At 68.3% G+C, this 17,977-nt stretch carries 16 protein-coding genes; 7 read left to right on the forward strand and 9 right to left on the reverse strand.

The features are described 5' to 3' along the window. Positions 1 to 281: 281 nt before the first annotated feature. The 4 genes from FJY88_05920 to FJY88_05935 all read right to left on the reverse strand — a co-directional run bounded on the left by FJY88_05920 (position 282) and on the right by FJY88_05935 (position 4,653). Positions 282 to 1,130: an RNA methyltransferase gene (locus FJY88_05920; GenBank protein MBM3286871.1), complete on the reverse strand. Its 849-nt coding sequence runs from the start codon at positions 1,128 to 1,130 to the stop codon at positions 282 to 284. 6 nt (positions 1,131 to 1,136) lie between these two features. Further along, the gene (locus FJY88_05925; GenBank protein MBM3286872.1) at positions 1,137 to 1,601 is read right to left on the reverse strand and encodes a hypothetical protein; all 465 of its coding nucleotides are present in this window, start codon (positions 1,599 to 1,601) and stop codon (positions 1,137 to 1,139) included. A gap of 69 nt (positions 1,602 to 1,670) precedes the next feature. Then, complete coding sequence (locus FJY88_05930) at positions 1,671 to 3,740, reverse strand: hypothetical protein (GenBank protein ID MBM3286873.1); 2,070 nt, start codon at positions 3,738 to 3,740, stop codon at positions 1,671 to 1,673. 28 nt (positions 3,741 to 3,768) lie between these two features. Beyond that, entirely contained in the window at positions 3,769 to 4,653 is an 885-nt protein-coding gene (locus tag FJY88_05935) for an AEC family transporter (protein ID MBM3286874.1), read from the reverse strand. Positions 4,654 to 4,762: 109 nt separating this feature from the next. Between FJY88_05935 and FJY88_05940 the strand changes: the two genes are divergently transcribed. Continuing rightward, positions 4,763 to 5,950 (forward strand): hypothetical protein, encoded by a 1,188-nt coding sequence (locus tag FJY88_05940; protein MBM3286875.1) that lies wholly within the window; start codon positions 4,763 to 4,765, stop codon positions 5,948 to 5,950. Here FJY88_05940 and FJY88_05945 read toward each other — a convergent pair. Beyond that, the gene (locus FJY88_05945) at positions 5,934 to 6,215 is read right to left on the reverse strand and encodes an acylphosphatase (protein ID MBM3286876.1); all 282 of its coding nucleotides are present in this window, start codon (positions 6,213 to 6,215) and stop codon (positions 5,934 to 5,936) included. The two genes, FJY88_05940 and FJY88_05945, sit on opposite strands and share 17 nt — an antisense overlap. Between FJY88_05945 and FJY88_05950 the strand changes: the two genes are divergently transcribed. The 4 genes from FJY88_05950 to FJY88_05965 all read left to right on the forward strand — a co-directional run bounded on the left by FJY88_05950 (position 6,214) and on the right by FJY88_05965 (position 12,969). Then, complete coding sequence (locus FJY88_05950; protein MBM3286877.1) at positions 6,214 to 7,722, forward strand: hypothetical protein; 1,509 nt, start codon at positions 6,214 to 6,216, stop codon at positions 7,720 to 7,722. The two genes, FJY88_05945 and FJY88_05950, sit on opposite strands and share 2 nt — an antisense overlap. After that, the gene (locus tag FJY88_05955; GenBank protein ID MBM3286878.1) at positions 7,620 to 8,555 is read left to right on the forward strand and encodes a hypothetical protein; all 936 of its coding nucleotides are present in this window, start codon (positions 7,620 to 7,622) and stop codon (positions 8,553 to 8,555) included. Before FJY88_05950 ends, FJY88_05955 begins: the two co-directional genes overlap by 103 nt. Then, entirely contained in the window at positions 8,552 to 11,116 is a 2,565-nt protein-coding gene (locus FJY88_05960; protein MBM3286879.1) for a DEAD/DEAH box helicase, read from the forward strand. The genes FJY88_05955 and FJY88_05960 overlap by 4 nt, the downstream gene beginning before the upstream one ends. A 119-nt stretch (positions 11,117 to 11,235) precedes the next feature. Then, the gene (locus FJY88_05965) at positions 11,236 to 12,969 is read left to right on the forward strand and encodes a hypothetical protein (protein ID MBM3286880.1); all 1,734 of its coding nucleotides are present in this window, start codon (positions 11,236 to 11,238) and stop codon (positions 12,967 to 12,969) included. Between the two features lie 9 nt (positions 12,970 to 12,978). Here the strand turns inward: FJY88_05965 and FJY88_05970 are convergent, their stop codons facing one another. Continuing rightward, positions 12,979 to 13,278 (reverse strand): GYD domain-containing protein, encoded by a 300-nt coding sequence (locus tag FJY88_05970; GenBank protein ID MBM3286881.1) that lies wholly within the window; start codon positions 13,276 to 13,278, stop codon positions 12,979 to 12,981. A gap of 16 nt (positions 13,279 to 13,294) precedes the next feature. Further along, positions 13,295 to 14,353: a peptidase T gene (locus tag FJY88_05975; GenBank protein MBM3286882.1), complete on the reverse strand. Its 1,059-nt coding sequence runs from the start codon at positions 14,351 to 14,353 to the stop codon at positions 13,295 to 13,297. A 140-nt stretch (positions 14,354 to 14,493) separates the two neighbouring features. Between FJY88_05975 and FJY88_05980 the strand changes: the two genes are divergently transcribed. Continuing rightward, positions 14,494 to 15,216: a cytidylate kinase-like family protein gene (locus FJY88_05980; GenBank protein ID MBM3286883.1), complete on the forward strand. Its 723-nt coding sequence runs from the start codon at positions 14,494 to 14,496 to the stop codon at positions 15,214 to 15,216. 63 nt (positions 15,217 to 15,279) lie between these two features. Beyond that, the gene (locus FJY88_05985) at positions 15,280 to 15,993 is read left to right on the forward strand and encodes a hypothetical protein (protein MBM3286884.1); all 714 of its coding nucleotides are present in this window, start codon (positions 15,280 to 15,282) and stop codon (positions 15,991 to 15,993) included. Between the two features lie 42 nt (positions 15,994 to 16,035). On the opposite strand, the gene FJY88_05990 is transcribed toward FJY88_05985, so the two are convergent. Then, the gene (locus FJY88_05990) at positions 16,036 to 16,335 is read right to left on the reverse strand and encodes a hypothetical protein (protein ID MBM3286885.1); all 300 of its coding nucleotides are present in this window, start codon (positions 16,333 to 16,335) and stop codon (positions 16,036 to 16,038) included. A gap of 2 nt (positions 16,336 to 16,337) precedes the next feature. Next, positions 16,338 to 17,741, reverse strand: a complete 1,404-nt coding sequence (locus FJY88_05995; protein ID MBM3286886.1) for an HD domain-containing protein — start codon at positions 17,739 to 17,741, stop codon at positions 16,338 to 16,340. Positions 17,742 to 17,977: the final 236 nt, after the last annotated feature.

A 17,977-nucleotide genomic window follows, 5' to 3' on the forward strand; every position in this document is an offset into this window, starting at 1 on the left:
TCCTCGACGGGACCTGCTCGGTCCTGACCGAGGAGCAGTGCACGGTGGCCGGTGGCTTCCTCTGGATCGTCGACGAGGACTGCGTGGATGACTGTCCGCCGGTCCCGACGGAGAAGACGACCTGGGGGAAGATCAAGGCGAACTACAGGTAGTCCAAGTCGGGAGCGCATACCCCAGATAGGACTGCCCGACGCACAGAAGGCCCGTCCCCGCAAGGGGGCGGGCCTTCGCGTGAGATCGGCAGCCCCTAGACGAGCGTCACGGATACAAGCAGACCGGCTCTAGACCCCCCGACCCGCCGAGTTTGTCTGGCTCCCTCCGCCGAGGACTGCCAGAGCGTAGAAGACGATGGCTCCCGCCGCGGCGACGCCGAGCGACTCGACTCCCGGGGCCATCGGGATCCGGATCGATCGATCGCAGACGCTCCTTGCGCGATCGTCGAGACCGCTTCCCTCCCGGCCCAGCATGATGGCGGTAGGTCCTTCGAGCAGAGTTGCGGAGAGCGGCGCATCCCCGCGGGGATCGAGGGAGAGGATGCGGTAGCCTCCCCTGCGCAGGCTCTCCCAGAGTGTCTCGCCGGGAACATCCACGCAGACAGGAAGGCGGAAGCAGGCGCCCATGGCGGCGCGGATCGCTCGCGGATGAAATGGATCGACCGTCCCCTCGGTCGTCACCGCGCCGATCAGGCCCGCGGCGCACGCGGTCCGGATGAGCGACCCGGCGTTTGTAGGATCCTGCAGGCCGTGGAAGACGGCGAGAAGGGGGCGATCTCCGGCGTCCGCCGCCGCGAGGAGGCTCGCCATCTCGCATCGCGGACGAGTGAAGACGCCGACCGCTCCCTGGGGGGTCGTCAGGGTCGAGATCGCGCGCAGGACGGGGGCCGAGACATGCGCGACAGCAGCCCCCCTGAGCGCGGCCTCAGCGCGAATCGCTTCCGCGGAGGAGTCGGCGGGGTCGAGGAACAAGGCCTGGGGGGCGAGCCGCGCCTGCAGCGCCTCGCGGACGAGCGTGATCCCATCGGCGAGCAGAACTCCCTCGCGGCGGGCTTCGCGGACATCGCGAGCGATCCTCCTCGCAGCCTGAACGCGCGGGTTCTGCCGGGATCGCAGCATCTCCGTCGGAGGGCCCACGGTTCCTCAGGCGCTCCTCGAGAGGATCTCCTCGACGAGCCGCCGCACGAGGGTGGGATCGACCTCGTCCTTGTGCGACTTCATGACGGTCCCGATGACGCGGCCGGAACCGGAAGGATCCGTGATCCCGCTTTGCGCGATCGCTTCCTCCACGATCCTCCGCGTCGCGGTCTCATCGAGGTGACTCGGCAGGTAAGCGGACAGGAGATCGATCTCCCACTTGAGCTTCTCGATGTGGCCGCGCCCCGCTTCGCCTCCCTTCTCGAACTCCTGGATCGAGCGGTTGAGCTGCTTCACGTAAGTCGCCGCCACCTCCCGAACGATCGCGTCGGTCAGATCCCCCTTGAAGCCGGGGGAGGTGCGCTTCTCCGTCAGCTTGCTCTTCAGCATCCGGAGACAGTCAGCGGTCCGCAGATCGCGAGCCTTGATCGCAGCATGAAGTCTTTCATCGATCTCTTGAACGAGACTCATCGAAACCTCCCTTCGCAGGACTCTCAGCGCGCGGCCCGGGAGCGGCAACCCGACACCCCTCTGGGATCCTCAACGGTTCCCGACGCCCCGCCATCTTCGTTCGGCCCCGGGCGTCCAGGTCGTATCGACTCCGGCGCCCCGCTCGGCGTCGAGCGGGATCGCCTCGTTCAGCCCAGGCTGGGTCCAGAGCCTGCCGTCGCCGGCGAACGCCTTCTCGGTAGGGTAGGCGTCACGCCCGCCCGTGTCGAGGAAGAGCCCGATCGTGTCGATTCGGTCCCGAAGGCCTCCGCGCGAGTCCGTGTTCGCGCGCCCCAGGGACGTCGCGGCCGTCACGCTGTAGGTGTCGTCCCCGGTCAGATCCCAGAAGATCCCGATTCCGTTCGCGTTCCCGCCTCCCAGGGAGAGATTCGGAGCGTCGTAGCGGTCGTCTCCCGCGCCCTCGTAGAGGAATCCGAGGGAGAAGTCGTGTCCGGCGCCCTGCGCCATGTTCATTGTGGCCCGATAGCGGTCCTCTCCCGCCGTGTCCCAGAGGACTCCCAGGGCGAAGTGCGCGCCGCTTCCCTGGACGTACCAGATGCCTTCATACGAGTCGTTTCCGCTCTGGTCGGCCAGGATTCCGATCCCGTACCAGTAGCCGCAGCCTTGCCCGAAGACGCCGCAGCGGTAGGTGTCGTCGCCTTCGCCGTCGGCGAGAACGCCGAGCCCTCCGGCGAGAGAGCGGCCGTCCACGAAGTCGGCGCGCTTGCCGAAGCCGAAACCTTGCGACAAGGAAGCGTTGTGCTCCTCGGTCTGGGCGGCCGGGTAGCGGATCCGCTGGTCGTCGGCTTCGTAGATGTCGTCGCCCGAGCGATCGACCAGCACACCGGCGCCGCGCACGTAGCCGTATCCCTGCGACTGCTGGAAGGCGCGGTAGGAGTCTCTCCCCGCGAGGTCGGACAGGATCCCGACGCCGAAGAGCCCGGCCCCCTGGCTCGCGGTGAGGGCGTCGTATCGATCCTCTCCGGCCCCATCGATCAGGACTCCCGCGCCGCAGAGTCCGGCGCCCATGCAGAGATGCCCGCCTCGGTAGGCGTCGTCGCCGGCCAGGTCGATCAAGAGGCCGACGCCTGCGACCCCTGCCCCGAACGCCGGCCCCAGCGTGTCGGCCGCGAGATACCGGTCGTTTCCCTGCAGGTCGATCAGAATCGACACCGGCGTCTCGTGGGTCCCGGCCCCGCCGCCCGCGTACCAGTCATCGCCGCCCGCATCGATGAGGATGAGGGGGGATTCCGGGCCGTGCCGGTCAGGCCCTTCGCCCGCGAGGACGATCGGCCCGCACGGCGTCGCGACCCGCCAGCTCCGCCCCATGCCCGCCGAGTGCCGTCTGACGATGGGAAGGGTTCTCTCGACGGCGATCAGCAGATCGGAGATGCCCGCGTTCCAGACGGCCTGGTCGATCGCCCCCGCCCTCTCTTCGAGACGGCGCTGAGAGGCCGGATCCTGGGCATCCGCCGCCGTCCCCAACAGGTATGCGATCGCGTCGCGCTGCAGAGACGCTTCGGCGTTCGGCCCGAGCGAGGCGAAGGCCGCATGCCGGGCATCGATCGCTCTGGCGGCGGCCGTCACCCAGATCGCGAGGGCCAGATCGAGCGAATCCGGAAGCTGCGCCGCCGCGGAGCGGATCAGCTCCTCATCCTCCGGGATCATCGGCTTGCGCGCCGACTTCCAGAGCGCTCGAAGCGCGGCGGGAAGTGGATCGCGCTCGGGAAGCGAGGCGCGCAGTTCTTCCGCAGGATCTCCGATCAGACCCCTGCGGACGCCGGTCCCCAGCCGGGATGTCGCTGCCATGTAGATGTCGCCCGGGCGCTCCGCCGCGCGGAGGAGCTGGCGCTGCAAGATCTCGACATCCCCGGGGATCCTGAGGGGCCGCTGCGTCAGGGCATCGAAGAGGGGCAGCTTCCAGCGGTCGCCGCCCCAGAGGGACATGTCGAGGAGGTCGAGGCGCAGACGCTCCGGGGCGAGGTCGACCGCGGCCAGCGCGTCGCGGATGGGGGATGGAACAGTCGGATCCTGAGCCCTGGAAGCCGCGGGCGCGAGCAACGGGATGGCGGCGATCAGGAGGATCGACGCTTCGTGTCGGGCAGTGCGAACGAAAGACATGTGGGCCTCCGGTTGATCCGAGCCTCGCTCACCGCATCGCCGCGAGGAGAGCGGGGAGCAGCAGGACGCTGAGAAGCGTGGCGAGCAGGATCGTGGAGGCCACGATCTCAGCGTTTCGCCCCGCCTTCTGCGTCAGTACGACATTGATGACGGCCGGCGGCAGCAGCGCATAGAGAATGAGGACTTTTCGCAGCAGCCCTTCCGGACGAAGGAGCCAGAGCGCGACGACGAGCCCGCCCGCGCCGCTCGCGTAGCGCAGCGCGGTCGCGAACGCCGCCTCCCGGAGGCTCGTCAGGCGCGTGCGGGCGAGGGCGTCCCCGAAGAGGAAGAGCATGATCGGAACGGCCGCCATTCCGGCGAGGCGCGGAACCCGCATCGCCATCTCCGGGGGCTCGAGGTGGAGGGCCTTCAAGATTCCGGCGAGGACGGTCGCCCAGAGAGCCGGCTCCCGTATCGCCTCCCTCATCCTCGCTCCGCCGTGGAGCAGGAAGATCCCCACGGAGAAGAGCGCCAGGTTCGTCACCGTGTAGCAGAGCACTCCCCGCGAGAGCCCCTCGGTCCCGAAGTTCGCGAGGAGGAGCGGGAACGGGAGGTTGGCCGAGTTCACGAAGGCGATCGGCATGAGGAGCTCTCTGCGATCCTTCCACCCGATCAGTCTCAGGAAGATCGATCCGATCAGGAGCCCCGACCCGATCTGGATCAGCGTGGCGGCGCCCGCGATGGCGAACTCGCGCCCCTCGATCCTGGAGTCGAGGATCGAGCTGAAGGCGAGGCATGGGACGAAGATGTTCATGCCCAGCCGCAAGGTCCCTGTCAGGTCGGGCCGCAGCCGGCGCGCGTAGATCCAGGCGACGGCGATGAGGCCGAAGACCTCCACGACAGAAGCGACGACCGTCAGCAGGTTCTCGCTCATCTCGCGGCCTCGCGGATCACTGCCCGCCCCTCAGGCGGTTGCTCGGGATTTCCGGTCGCATCGGAGATAGACTACCGGCGTGGGATGCGCGCGCAACCCCGGAGGGGTCATGCCGACCGATCGTCTGTTCGATGCCGATCCGTACCGGTTGGAGTTCGAAGCCAGGCTGGTCGATCTCCGGCCGGAAGAAAAGATGGCGGCCTTGGACGCCACCGCCTTCTTCCCGGAGGACGGCGGCCAGAAGTCGGACCAGGGGAGCCTCGGCGGAATCCCCGTGGTCGGTCTCTCCGTCGATCCCGATGGAACGATCTGGCACCGGTTGGAGACGGCTCCGCGGTGGGAGATCGGGACTCTCGTCCAGGGACGCGTCGATGCGGCCGTGAGGAGGGATCACCGCCAGCAGCACTCGGGGCAGCACATCCTCTCGCGCGTCTTCACCGGTCTCCTCGGGGCCCGGACCCTCTCGTTCCACATGGGTGAGGTCTCGTCGACGATCGATCTGCCGATCGATCCCCCGACCGATGAGGTCCTGGCCTCGGTGGAAGAGGCGGCCAACGCGGTCGTCCTCGATGACCTCCCGGTGGCGGTGACCGCGGAGCCCCGGGAGGGGCTCCTGCCCCTGCGAACGGTGCACATCGAGGGGCTCGAGTCCCAGCACTGCTGCGGGACTCACGTCCGGCGGACGGGGGAGGTCGGCCCGATCAAGATCCTGCGAACGGAGAAGGCGAAGGGGGCGCTACGAGTCCACTTCGTGTGCGGAGAACGGGCGCTTCGCCTCTTCCGCGGGCTTGCCGCCGGGGCCGACCGGATGGCGCGCCTCCTCAGCGCCGGTTGGCTCGATCTCCCGGACCTGGTGAGCGGGGCGCTCGATCGCGCCAGGGAGATGGAGCGGCAGCTGCGGCTCCTCAGGAAGCGGCATCTGTTCCTGCAGGCGGAGCGCCTCGCCCGCGAGTCCGCGAGGCTCGACGACGGCACCCTCTGGGTCGCCTCCTGGATGGAAGGCGCGGACGCGGAGGGGCTGCGCGAGGCTGCGAACGAGATCCTCGGGCAGGGGAGGGCACTTGTCGTGCTGGCCGGGTCGGGAGAACCGAACCGCGCGGTCTGGGTCGCCGCGCGAACCGACGACCTGCCAGAGAAGCGCCGTGTCGATGCCGGAAGGTTCTTGCAGGAAGTTCTCGCGCCGCTCCAGGGACGGGGAGGGGGAACCCTCCTCTTCGCGCAAGGCTCTTGCGGCGCGGACGAGGCCGCCTGCAAGGGGCGGCTCGCCGCTCTTGCCTCCCCTATCGCACGACCGTGAAGGGATCGGGGGCCGGGGTCGTGTCGGACCAGTCGATGTCGACCGAGGCGACCTGCGCGATCCTGGGGCCGACGCGAAGGAAGGCGATCAGCTTCTCCAGGGATGCGGCATCGCCTCGGGCGACGACCTCCACCGAGCCGTCGGGAAGATTCCGCGCGAAGCCGGCGAGACCCAGGGCGAGCGCCTCCTCGACCGTCGTCGCGCGGAAGTAGACCCCCTGGACCCTCCCCTTCACGATCGCCCGGAACTGTCTCCGCGTCGCCATGGAGGAAACGTTCCGCCTTCGTGAGTCGGCCGTCAAGGGCGCGCCTCCGCCGGCGGCGGGACCGCGGCGGCCGGTGCAACGAGTCTTGCGCCGGGAGGATGAAGGGGGCAGCCGACGCGTTGACATCGCTCCGGCTCAGGTGGGAGAATTGTCTGGCGATGAGGCAGGGCGGTTTGCCTCGGGCAAGAGCTTCGGACGGCGTTTCGCCGAGGCGGGACTTTCCCTGGGGACGAGCGCTCGCGCACACCCATCGGTCGGAGGGCCAACCATGCGAACGATCCACGGGGCCGGCCGGACTCCCAGAACCGCAGTCGGAAGCTCGGGCAGAGTGCGGCGGATGTTGATGAGCGTCTTGCTCGGGACCGTCATTCTGGGGGCGCTTCTCGCATCCCCGGCGGGATCCTGCCGGTTCTGGGGCCTCGTCGGCAGTTCCTGCCCCTCGTATCTCGTGACGGACCATCTCCGAGATGGATCGATCGAGAATCTCAAGAACCTTGGCGGGATGAATCGCGACGGCTGGGGATTCGCCTACTACCCGAGCATGCCCCGTCCTCTGTTCAACGGGCCGATCGCCAGGAGGGGGGGAGCGCCAGCGAATCATCCGCACGACCCGGAGTACGATCTGGCGGTCGACGAGATGAGCCTGATGCGGCCGAAGGCGGCTCTGGGCCACGTGCGCGCGGGAACGAGCGGGCATTGGGGAATCCCGAATCCGCACCCCTTCGAGCACGAGGGGATGGTCTTCGCCCACAACGGCACGATCTCGACCGCCACGCTCGTCATGTTGCTGACGGAGGACGATCCCGGCTACTTCGACACCCATCCGACTGACTACGTCAACGGCTACATCGACTCGGAGCTTTACTTTCTCTGTCTCCTCAAGTTCATGCGCCAGAGGTCCGACCTCCCGCGGGCGGAGGCCCTTCGGGAGGCGGTCCGGCGCGTCGTGGCGGTGGCGCAATCGAGCAGGCTCAACTTCGTTCTGACCGACGGCGATACGCTCTTCGTCTTGAGGTGGTCTCCGTACGACGCGGGGGATGCGGTGCGGTACACGCCGGCGACGGGCGCGGCCTCCAGCTACTGGATCGCGGCCTCGCAGGTCCTGGGATCGAGCGCCGCGGGCTGGGGAACGCTTCCGGAGAGGTCGCTGGCCGTCTTCGTGCCGGGTCATCGGCCCAGGTTTCTGAGGATCGACATGATCGCCCCGACCGAGACGGAGGAGGCTCGAGCGGAGATCGGCGCGGCCTCGCCCAATCCGATGGACGGAGAGATCGGCATTCCGATCGTCGTTCCCGACGGAGGGGCTCCCGTCGGGATCGAGGTGTACGACGTGCAGGGCCGGCTTGTCTGGAAGGAGGGGATCGAGAGTCTCGCGCCCGGTCCCGCCGTGGTGCGCTGGGACGGATGCGACACTCGCGGAGATCCCGTGCCCCGGGGGGTCTACTTCTGCAGGATCGTCGTGGGCGATCGGACGAGCGAGCGCACGATCACGGTTCTGCGGCGCTAGCGGGCAAGGGAGCAGGCGGAACTCGCCGGCGCGGCCGGGCTCCGTCCTCCGGAGGCCCGAGCGGGGACACTCCGCTCCTCCTCCTTGCGCCCCAGGTCTCACTGACCTACGATCGCGCCAGCCCTTCGGGGCGGGGGGACATCAGTGGGCCGGCGCGCGGAAGCGAGGGGAATCCGGGCGTGCTGGAGCGCTGGCTCAGAGAGCGCTTTCCCAAGGCGCGGTGGGAGGCCCCGGGCGACAAGCTCGGGGTCCTTACCCACCGCGTCCGCATACCAGGCCGGGGTCCGAGCCTGCCCGAGGGGCACCTCTTCATCGATCTGGAGACCCTCGGCTTCGTCGGGCGCCCTCTCTTCCTCGTGGGGCTCTTCCACGCGACGGGACGCCGGGAGGGCGATCTGATCCAGCTTCTGGCCCGCGACTACTCCGAGGAGGAGGACACGATCCGCTTCTTCTCCAAGGCGTTCGCGTCGATCCCCACCTGGGTCACATTCAACGGCAAGAGCTTCGATGTGCCGACGCTCCACCTGCGGTGCGCCTACTACCGGATCCGCAAGCCGAGGCCGGAGGCGCACGTCGATCTGTTGCACCTGGCCCGTAGGCACTTCAGCGGCGTGCTGCCGGACTGCAGGCTGAAGACCCTCGAGAGGCGGGTCTGCGGGCGTTCGCGGATCAACGACCTGGATGGATCGGAAGTCCCGAACGCCTATCATCGATTCGTGCGCGAGGGCGACCCGAACTGGCTCGAGCCGATCCTTCGCCACAACCGCGACGACCTGATCACGCTGGCCGAACTCTTCCTTGTCCTGGAAGAGATGGGCGGGGAGGGCACTTGAAGACGAAGACCAAGCGCGGCGCGACAGACTTGCTGGGCCGGGTTCTGCTGCTCGCGACCGAGAACGGCCAGGCCGTCCATGTACACGAGATTCCGCCTCGGGAGGCGAGATCCGGGCAGCCGTCCCGCCCCCTTCTGCCCGCGATGAGGGAGACGCTCGATCGTATGGGGATCGGCGCCCTCTATACGCACCAGGTCCGCGCGGTCGACATGATCCGAGAGGGGAAGGACGTGGTCATCGTGACCGGGACAGCGAGCGGCAAGACGCTCTGCTACAACATCCCCGTCCTGGAGTCGATCGCGGCCCATCCGGAGACGCGCGCCCTCTATCTCTTCCCCACGAAGGCGCTCGCGCAGGACCAGCTGAGAACCCTGCGCCGCTTCCAGCGGCCCGATGAGGAAGCGGGCTCGCCCGATCCCGGCGAGGAGGAGGCGGCGGGCCCCTTCGCGTTTCACGCGGGGACCTACGACGGCGACACCCCTCCGGCCCTCAGGACCCAGCTCCGCGAGCGGGCGAGCATTCTGCTCACGAATCCCGACATGCTGCACAGCGGGATCCTGCCCAATCACGCCAGGTGGGCCGAGTTCTTCGGCCGGCTCGCCTACATCGTGGCCGACGAGATCCATGTCTATCGCGGGATCTTCGGCTCCCACACGGCCAACGTCCTGCGCAGGCTGCTGCGGATCGCGGAGCACTACGGCGCCCGCCCGCAGCTCGTCTTCGCCTCGGCGACGATCGCGAATCCCGGCGAGCTGGCGGAGAGATTGAGCGGCCGGGCCTTCGCGACGATCGAGGAGGACGGCTCGCCTCGGGGGCGCAAGCACTTCGTCTTCTGGAACCCCCCCCGGATCGATCGCGCCGGCCTCGAGCGCCGCTCCTCGAATCTGGAGGCGCGCGAGATCTTCGTGAGCCTCCTGCGCGCCGGTTTCCAGGCGATCGGCTTCGTCCGGGCGCGCCTGCTGACGGAAGTCCTCCTCCGCTACTGCCAGGAGGAGCTGAGAAGGGACGGCGGGGGCCTGGCGAAGAAGATCCGCGCCTACCGCGGCGGATACCTGCCGGAGGAGCGCCGCGCGATCGAGAGGGCTCTCTTCGACGGCGAGCTTCGCGGCGTGATCTCGACGAACGCACTGGAGCTCGGGATCGATGTCGGAAGCCTGGACGCGGCCGTCCTCGTCGGATTCCCCGGCACGATCGCGAGCACCTGGCAGCAGGCCGGCCGCGCCGGGAGGCGCGAGGACGAGTCGGTCGCGGTCCTCGTGGGTCACAACCTTCCGATCGACCAGTACCTGATGCGGCATCCCGCCTACTTCTTCGAGAGGAGTCCGGAGCACGCGGTCATCGACCCGCAGAATCCGCACATCCTGCTCTCGCATCTTCGCTGCGCCACCTATGAGCTGCCCCTGCGCCGGCAGGAGGAGACGACGTGGGGCGAGTACGCTCCGGCGATCCTCGATCTCCTCGCCGAGCACGGCGAGGTCAAGGAGGTCAAGGGGCGCTGGTTCCATGCCAAGGAGGGGTACCCGGCGGCGAACGTCTCCCTGCGCAACGCGGCGGAGAATGTCTACACGATCGTCGAGACCGGCCGTCCCGACGGGAACAAGGTTATCGGCACGATCGACGAGCCCTCGGCCTTTCCGCAAGTCCATCCCCAGGCGATCTACATGCACGACGCCGAGACCTACCTGGTCGACCGGCTCGACACCACCGAGAAGGTGGCCTACATCCACCGCGCGGACGTCGACTACTACACGCAGGCGATGTCCGACAGCCACATCGAGGTGGTGCGGACGGAGCTGGAGAAGCATCTCCTCGCGAGCGAGGTCGGTTTCGGCGACAGCAACGTCCACTCGAAAGTCTGCATGTTCAAGAAGATCAAGTTCGGCAGCCGCGACTCGATCGGCTACGGGAACCTCGAGCTTCCCAGCCAGACGCTCGAGACGATGGCCCTCTGGATCGCCCCCTCGCTCGACGCGCTCACGAAGGTGACCCGGTACGGAAGGGTCCCCGCCGAGGGTCTCTGGGGGATCGCGAACGTCCTGCCCGACGTCGTCTCTCTCTTCGCGATGTGCGATCCGATGGATGTGGGGACCGTCGTCGACTCGAAGAACGTCGGCGTCCCGGCCGTCTTCCTCTACGACAAGTATCCCGGCGGGCTGGGATTCGCCCAGAAGGCCTACCACATGATCGAGGAGGTCCTCGGCGCCGCGCTCGATCTGATCCACGCCTGCCCCTGCGAGGACGGCTGCCCCTCTTGCGTCGGCGCGCCGCTGCCGCCGCACATGCAGCAGGATCCCGATGTGATGGGCAAGGGGAGGATTCCGGACAAGGAGGCCGCGCTCGTCCTTCTGCACGCTCTTCTGGGAAGGCCGGACTATGTTCCGCGGGCGCCCGTGAGCGAGGCGCGCCTCGCGCGGGTCGAAGCGGAACAGGCGAAGATCGAGCGGAAGCACGCGGCGGCCGCGAAGGAGGAGACCCTTCCACCCAGGATCGTGACCCCTCTTCCGTCCGATCTGGCGGCGCGCCTGCGGCGCCGCCTGAGCGGGGTGTCGAGGGGCGGGTGAGTCCGCATCCGCAGTCCGCTTCGCGGGCTTCTCTTTGAGGGGCCGATCCGGTAGAATCGATGCGACCGGAATCAATCTGGGCCACTGGGCGAGGGCTGCCCGTGGGGCGGGAGGTCTGCATGCGTCGCGCGAAGGTTCTCCTCTGGACTCTGATCTGCTGCGGGCTCGCCGCGCCTGGCCCCTCCGCCGCGCAACCGCCTCCCGCGATCAACCTGAGGCTCCCCTCCGACGCCGCGGGCGGGGGGACGCTCGCCATCCGCCTCACCATCCCGCCGCAATCCGTGGGGGCCCGCTACGCGGACGGCGCGCCGGTCCTGGTCTTCGTCCCCGGCGGCCAGTCCGTCGGGGGGCTGAACGGCGGGGAGTCGTACGCGATGGAGGGGTTCATCGCGGTCACCATGATCTTCCCCGGCGGGACGAGCGGCGGATTCCACAGCGACGGCGTCTACGACTACAGGGGCCAGCGGTGCATCGATGCCCTGCGGGACGTTCTCCTCTTCGCGGGCGGGAGGAAGGCCGATTCGATCGGACGGACGATCGATCAGGCGGTTCCCGTCCATCCGCTGACCGAGATGGTCGGCATGATCGGATCCTCGAACGGCGGGCCGATCAGCATGGCGACCCTCGCGGCGCACGGATCGCAGCTCGGGTTCGTCTCGACATATGTCGGATGGGAGAACCCGACGAACGACCAGACGGTCCTCGTCGAGGCCGGGGGGAGGTTCTACGACTGCGATCCGGCGTCCGACGGCGACGGCAACGGGATCCCGACCGACGACGGCAAGAATCCCTACTTCACGGCCTACGCCTCATCGACCCTCGAAATGGAATGGGACCGCCTCTCGTACGATCCCGCCTACTCGTGGGTGGTGAACGACCCGGCGGGGCAGCATCCGCCCGTCGCTCGGCAAGGGGCGCTCTTCTACGACGGCAACGGCAACGGGGTCATCGATGCCGTCGCGGGGGATCCCGACTGCTTCGATGTCGACGGGAGCGGCAGTCTCGACTACGGCGAGGACTATCTTCTCCGGCCGACTCCCTCCTACGAGAGCGGGGCCCTCTTGCTCCACTACTCCGTCGGGGCGACCGCCGAGGCCGAGACCCGCGGGCTGTTCGGCCCCGTCTGGCCGCCCGATGTCGCCGCTTCCTCTGCGTGCGACCTCTTCTGGTCGATGCGCGACGCGACCCGGCGCTACGCGGCTCTGGCGGCCGCCCGGCCGGATCTCCGGTGCACGCTGGCCTTCGCGGCCGCGGACCACGTGCAGGCCTCCGATCCCCATCCCCATGTCCAGCAGGCCTACGATGGGCTCCGCGCGGGAGGGATCTGGTGCCGGCTGAACCCCGATGAGTCCTATTTCCGGCTGATCGATGGGAGCCCGGCCGCCCCGCCGGCCGACAACGATGCGAATCTCACCGCGAACTGGCCCGGGCTGACCCAACACGACGAGGACTACCCCCTTGCGAGCAGCGTCGCCTCGCTGGCCGCTGTTCTCGAGATGGCCGACAGGGCGCACGCCGGAGTCTGGATCCCCAATCTTTCGGGCCCGGTGACGTCCGCCGCGGATGTCGGAGCGGCGTCATCACTCTCGATCGAGGCCTGTCCTCATCCCGCCCAGCGCGGGAGCCTTCTCAGATGGCGCGGGATGGGTGAAGGGCCCGCGCGGATCAGGCTCTTCGACGTGGCGGGAAGGGTGTGCGGAGAGCGACGTCTGGAGGCGATCGCGCCGGAGGGCGCGATCACCCTGGCGGCGATCCCGGATCGATCCTTCCTTTGGCGGACGGGCGTCTACTGGGCCGAGATCTCGAGCCCCGGCGGCGCGACCGCCTGCAGGATCGTCTTTCTGGGTCGCTGAGGGGCCCGATCAGCTCACTTCCTTGGCGATCTCGAGGAACCGGGCGTAGGGGATCGCGGTCCACGACTCCGCCTTCACGGCCCCGCGGGAGAGCGAGATCAGGGAGACCTTGGCGGCGATCTCTTCGTCGGCCGCCTCGAAGATGTCCATGAAGTCATAGGGGCCGAGTAGGGCGTAGTGGGCGATCCACTTGACGCCGGGGCACTTCTCCTCCACCGCGGCCTTCCACTGCCGTCCGATCTCCGCCCTGTGGTGAAGCTCCCTCGTGATCTCCGGTGAGAGCTTCGTCATGAGAATGAAAGTCGCCATCCGATACCTCCCGCCATCATCTGGCAGCTTGCCGGGGAGCGTCCGGCTCCGTCTCGATCACGGGATCGTCCATTCCCTCCATCCAGAAACCACGGACCATCCTCGGTGTGTTGAACGCGAAACCGGGAACGCCGTCCGGCCCGAGCAGGATCACGCCGCCGGCTCCTCCGACGCGGCGCGCGAAACCCTGGATCGCCCTGCGTGCCGCGCGCGGGACCGCCGCGCCGCGCGGTCCGTGGCGAAGCGGTCCCCATGTGATCTGGGTCGTCGCGATCGGGTGCGGAGGCGGAAGCTCCCGTCCCCTCGCCCGCCAGTCGATCGTGAGGGTGTCGATCTCCTGCACCGCCCGGAAGGCGAGCAGATCGCGCAGAATCGCTTCTCCCCAGCCCGTGCTGCCGGCCGCTCCCATCCCGTTCTCCGCCCACGTCCCGGCCCCTGGGACGGGACTGTCTCCGACGCGTCCGGCCAGCGTGTTGGGGGCTCCTCCCGTTGATGTGGCCGCCGCCAGGTCACCGCGGGCATCGCAGCAGAGCGCGCCGACCGTTCCCAGGGGTCCGGGAGGGACGGAGTCCTCCTGCGGAAGCGAGCCGTCGAAGGGCTGACGCGTCTTGAAGTCTTCGATCCGATCCAGGAACCGCTTCCGTCTGGTCTCGCGGGGCGAGAGAAGCTCCTCGAACGAGCAGGCGGGGATTCCGGCGGAGCGGGCGAACCTGGAGGCCCCCTCGCCTGCCAGCATGACCGCCCGCCCGTCTTCTAGAATGGCGCGGGCGACCCTGATCGGATGCAGGACATCGGTGATGCAGGCGACGCAGCCGGCCCCGAGGGTCCGGCCGTCCATCACAGACGCGTCCATCTCGATCCGCCCATCGAGGTTGAGGACCGAGCCGCGCCCGGCGTCGAAGGTCAGGTCCTCCTCGAGGAGCGCGACCGTCTCGACCACGATGTCGATCGCCGGCCGCCCTTCGAGGAGCAGCGCGGTCCCCCGGGTGAGGGCGGCGAGCAGACCCGCGCGGTGATCGGCGATCTCCGCGTCGGGGATTTGCCAGGCGCCGCCGTGGACGATCAAGCTTCGCATCGTCGATCCGAGTCGATCGTGGCGAGCATCTCCTACCTCCGTGACCCGCAGATGCTATACTGCCCCCGGAGCCGATCGATCCGCAAGCGCAGAGGCGAGCGCCCGCTGACCGGTTCAGGCTCTATCGAGAAGGCGAGGTGATGAGCATGGGCTCCGGAATCCACCACATCATCGACAGGCAGGTCCGTCGCTGGGAGGCCGAGGCGCGGGCGCGCCGGCAGGCCATCCATGATCCGGCGGTCCAGCAACCTTCCATACGCCCCTGGGTGACCATCTCGCGCGCCTTCGGCTCGGGCGGGGGAGAGATCGCCCACAGGCTCGCCACGGCTCTCGGATACCAGATCTTCGATCGGGAGATCCTGGACGTGATCGTCGAGGAGGGTCGTTTCCGAAGCGCGATCCTCGAGTACCTCGACGAGAGGGACCGCTCCTCGCTCGAGATCTGGATCCAGGGGATCCTCCACGGGAACCTCGTCGACAAGGGCGACTATCTCCGCACGCTGATCGGAGTGCTCGGATCGATCGCGATGCACGGCCACGCGATCATCATAGGCAGGGGGGCGAACTTCGTGCTCGATCATCGCCGGGGAGTCCACGTCAGGGTGGTCGCCCCGCTCCCCCAGAGGGTCGAGACGATCGGCCGCCTCAGGAGTCTGTCCTACGCGGAAGCGGAGAAGCTCGTGCTCGACACGGACCACGAGCGGGCCGCGTTCATCCGGCACCACTTCCATCGCGACATCGACGACCCCCTCGCCTACGATCTGACGGTGAACACGGGCTGGATCGGAATCGAGGGGGCGATCGCGCTGATCGAGCACGGGCTCCGGCGGAAGCTCGCGCATCAGCCGAACGTGCGGTTCTAGATTCGGTCGACCGCATCCGGGGACGCCCGCCTGGCGCATCCGCCCGGTCTGGAGAGGGAGAGGATGGAAGAGAGCGCTCTCTACGACGTGATCGTGTTCAGCCCGCATCCCGACGACGCCGAGATGACGATCGCCGGGACCATGATCCGGCTGGTCCGTTCGGGGCGTAGGGTCTTGAGCATCGCCCTCACCGGAGGAGAGAAGGGGACATTCGGAACTCGGGAGACGCGGGCGCTCGAGTTCCGCGCCGCGAACGAGGTCATGGGGAGCGACGGCAAGATCCTGGACTTCCCCGACACCGAGGTGACGAACGGCCCCTCGGGTCGCCTCGAGATTGTCCGGCAGGTGAGGCTCCATCGTCCACAGATCGTCCTCGCCCCCTACCACACGAATCGCTTCGGCCACCACGACGGATCGGCCAACTCCGATCATTGGGCGACCGGCCAGCTCGTCCGCGACGGGCTGAAGCTCGCGCGTTTCCGCAATGTGATGCCCGAGGTGCCGCCCCACGACGTCGATCGCCTCTTCTACTACATGGTCCCGAAGGATATGCTGCCGACCTTCGTTGTCGACGTGACCGATGTGATCGAGGACGTGCGCAGGGCGATCGGCGCGTACGAGACCCAGATGAAGATCTGGCGCGCGGAGAACTCGATTCTGGAGTTGCTCGTGGCCCTGCGGCAGTTCCACGGGATCAGGATCGGAAAGCGGTACGGAGAGGCCTTCCTGAGCGACGAGGCCCTCGCCTTCGGGCCGGATCACTTCTTCACGGCCTAGATGCCAGCGCTCTGATCGAGTCCCCCTACGGGACTGCGGACGCTAGTCGGGCTTGCGGAAGAGGTCGTCGAGCTTGCGCTTCGCCTCGGCCGATCGGTCCCGGGGGGCGAGCGCGCCGGGCGCCTGCGCGAGCTGGAAGAAGTCGCAGAAGTTCGACCTCTCGCGGTCGCTGACCCAATCGGCATTGGGCTCTCTGCACTGGTTGTTGACCCCGGGATCGTGATGGCGGCAGTTGCGGCAGGCGTGGAGATCGCGCCCGCAGCCGGGGCACTCCGACTCCCGCGGCACCGAAGCCATGGGCGGATAGGGAAGTCCTGCGCGGCAGAACCAGCAGGCGGGCATCCTCACTCCTTCCTCTTCCTGCGCGGGGGCAGGGTCGGCTCGATCTCCCCGCGCAGCTCGGCGGCCCTTCCGAGCAGCGCGTCGTGGGCGTTCCTGGCAGGATCCTCGAGCACTTCATCGAGGAGCGCATCGAGGATCCTGCCGATCAGCGGTCCTTCGGCGATGCCGAGCGCGGACATGAGGTCGTGCCCGTCGATCTGCAGATCGCGCACCGACAGAGCCTCGTCGCGCGCCCGGATCTCGGCGATCCTGGAGCGCAGCTCCAGGAGATGGCCGCTCACGCCGCCTCGCTTGAGACCGTTGCCGAGCGTGTCCGCCGCCCGCACCGCGAAAAGGTCCTCCATCAGCTCCGGCCCCACCGCGCGGACGAATCTGCGCACTGCCGCGTCGGTCCAGTCGCTGTTGTAGTGGAACATGTGCTGTTCGACGAGGTGCACGACCCGTTCCCTCTCCTCGCCGGAGTAGCGGAGCCTTCGCAGGATCTGGTCCGCCATGCGCGCGCCCACGACCTGGTGATTATAGAAAGTGACCCGGCCGGCCGCCTCATGGCGCGTCGCGACCTTGCCGAGATCATGCAAGAGCGCGGCCAGGCGGACGATCTTGTTTTTTGCGGGGGCTTGATCGGTCACGCAGAGCGAGTGGTGATAGATGTCGAAGGCGTGGTACCGGTTCTGGCATACGCCGTAGGCGTCGGCCAGCTCGGGGAGAAAGCGCTCGAGCAGCCCGGTCTCGAGAAGGCGCCCGATCGAGATCGAAGGCATGGGTTGGGTCAGGATGCGATCGAGCTCCTCCCGCACCCGCTCCATCGCGATGGCGTCGATCAGCGCGGCGCAGCGGACGATCGCCAGGTAGGTCTCCTCCTCGATCTCGAATCCGAGCTGCCCCGCGATCCGGACCGCGCGGAGCATCCTGAGCGCGTCTTCACGGAACCGCTCCTCCGCGCGTCCGACGCAGCGGATGATCCGCCGCCCCAGATCGGCCCTTCCGGCCTGCGGGTCGATCAGGCGGCGCTCGTGGAGGTCGAAGGCCATCGCGTTGATCGTGAAGTCGCGCCGGCTCAGGTCTTCCTCGAGCGATGCGGTGAAGGAGACCGAGTCGGGATGACGGGCGTCGCTGTACCGGCCGTCCCTGCGAAAGGTCGTGACCTCGTAGGTTCCGTCCGTCTCCATGACAAGGATGGTTCCGAAGCGGATCCCGACCTCCACCGCCCTGGGGAAGAGCGAGCGGACACGCTCCGGAAGGAGATCGGTCGCGAAGTCCCAGTCCTTCACCTCGAGGCCGAGCAGGTGATCCCGCAGCGAGCCCCCCACGGCGCAGGCTCGGCCGCCGGCACGCAGGAGGGCCTCCGCAGTGCGCCGTGCGCCCTCGGGGAGCGTGGCCTCGAAGGAGTGGACGAGGTCTTCCATGGAGTCGTGCTTCCTCAGCCGTGGCCGCGGCGCCGCGTGGCGCCGCCGCAGTCAGTCCTGCCCGAGTGGTCGATTCTACCCGATCGGGGCCCGGCAAGGGATGTCGTCTCGGCCGGCTCCGCAGTCCGGGCCCGCCCCTCTCGGGACAGGCCCCGTACAAGGCGATCGGCTTGACGGGTCGGTTCGGGGAGCCGATATCCTATCCCCGTCCTCAGCACCAGCCTGACGGAGTCCTC

This window comes from Candidatus Eisenbacteria bacterium (genome assembly GCA_016867495.1).
GTDB lineage: Bacteria > Eisenbacteria > RBG-16-71-46 > CAIMUX01 > VGJL01 > VGJL01.

What these genes read in the sequence shown, in the direction of transcription:
- FJY88_05925 (MBM3286872.1), bottom strand. Translation starts at nt 1,601, where the DNA reads ATGAGTCTCGTTCAAGAGATCGATGAAAGACTTCATGCTGCGATCAAG.
- FJY88_05930 (MBM3286873.1), bottom strand. Translation starts at nt 3,740, where the DNA reads ATGTCTTTCGTTCGCACTGCCCGACACGAAGCGTCGATCCTCCTGATC.
- FJY88_05935 (MBM3286874.1), bottom strand. Translation starts at nt 4,653, where the DNA reads ATGAGCGAGAACCTGCTGACGGTCGTCGCTTCTGTCGTGGAGGTCTTC.
- FJY88_05940 (MBM3286875.1), top strand. Translation starts at nt 4,763, where the DNA reads ATGCCGACCGATCGTCTGTTCGATGCCGATCCGTACCGGTTGGAGTTC.
- FJY88_05950 (MBM3286877.1), top strand. Translation starts at nt 6,214, where the DNA reads ATGGAGGAAACGTTCCGCCTTCGTGAGTCGGCCGTCAAGGGCGCGCCT.
- FJY88_05945 (MBM3286876.1), bottom strand. Translation starts at nt 6,215, where the DNA reads ATGGCGACGCGGAGACAGTTCCGGGCGATCGTGAAGGGGAGGGTCCAG.
- FJY88_05955 (MBM3286878.1), top strand. Translation starts at nt 7,620, where the DNA reads ATGCGACACTCGCGGAGATCCCGTGCCCCGGGGGGTCTACTTCTGCAG.
- FJY88_05965 (MBM3286880.1), top strand. Translation starts at nt 11,236, where the DNA reads ATGCGTCGCGCGAAGGTTCTCCTCTGGACTCTGATCTGCTGCGGGCTC.
- FJY88_05970 (MBM3286881.1), bottom strand. Translation starts at nt 13,278, where the DNA reads ATGGCGACTTTCATTCTCATGACGAAGCTCTCACCGGAGATCACGAGG.
- FJY88_05975 (MBM3286882.1), bottom strand. Translation starts at nt 14,353, where the DNA reads ATGCGAAGCTTGATCGTCCACGGCGGCGCCTGGCAAATCCCCGACGCG.
- FJY88_05980 (MBM3286883.1), top strand. Translation starts at nt 14,494, where the DNA reads ATGAGCATGGGCTCCGGAATCCACCACATCATCGACAGGCAGGTCCGT.
- FJY88_05985 (MBM3286884.1), top strand. Translation starts at nt 15,280, where the DNA reads ATGGAAGAGAGCGCTCTCTACGACGTGATCGTGTTCAGCCCGCATCCC.
- FJY88_05990 (MBM3286885.1), bottom strand. Translation starts at nt 16,335, where the DNA reads ATGCCCGCCTGCTGGTTCTGCCGCGCAGGACTTCCCTATCCGCCCATG.
- FJY88_05995 (MBM3286886.1), bottom strand. Translation starts at nt 17,741, where the DNA reads ATGGAAGACCTCGTCCACTCCTTCGAGGCCACGCTCCCCGAGGGCGCA.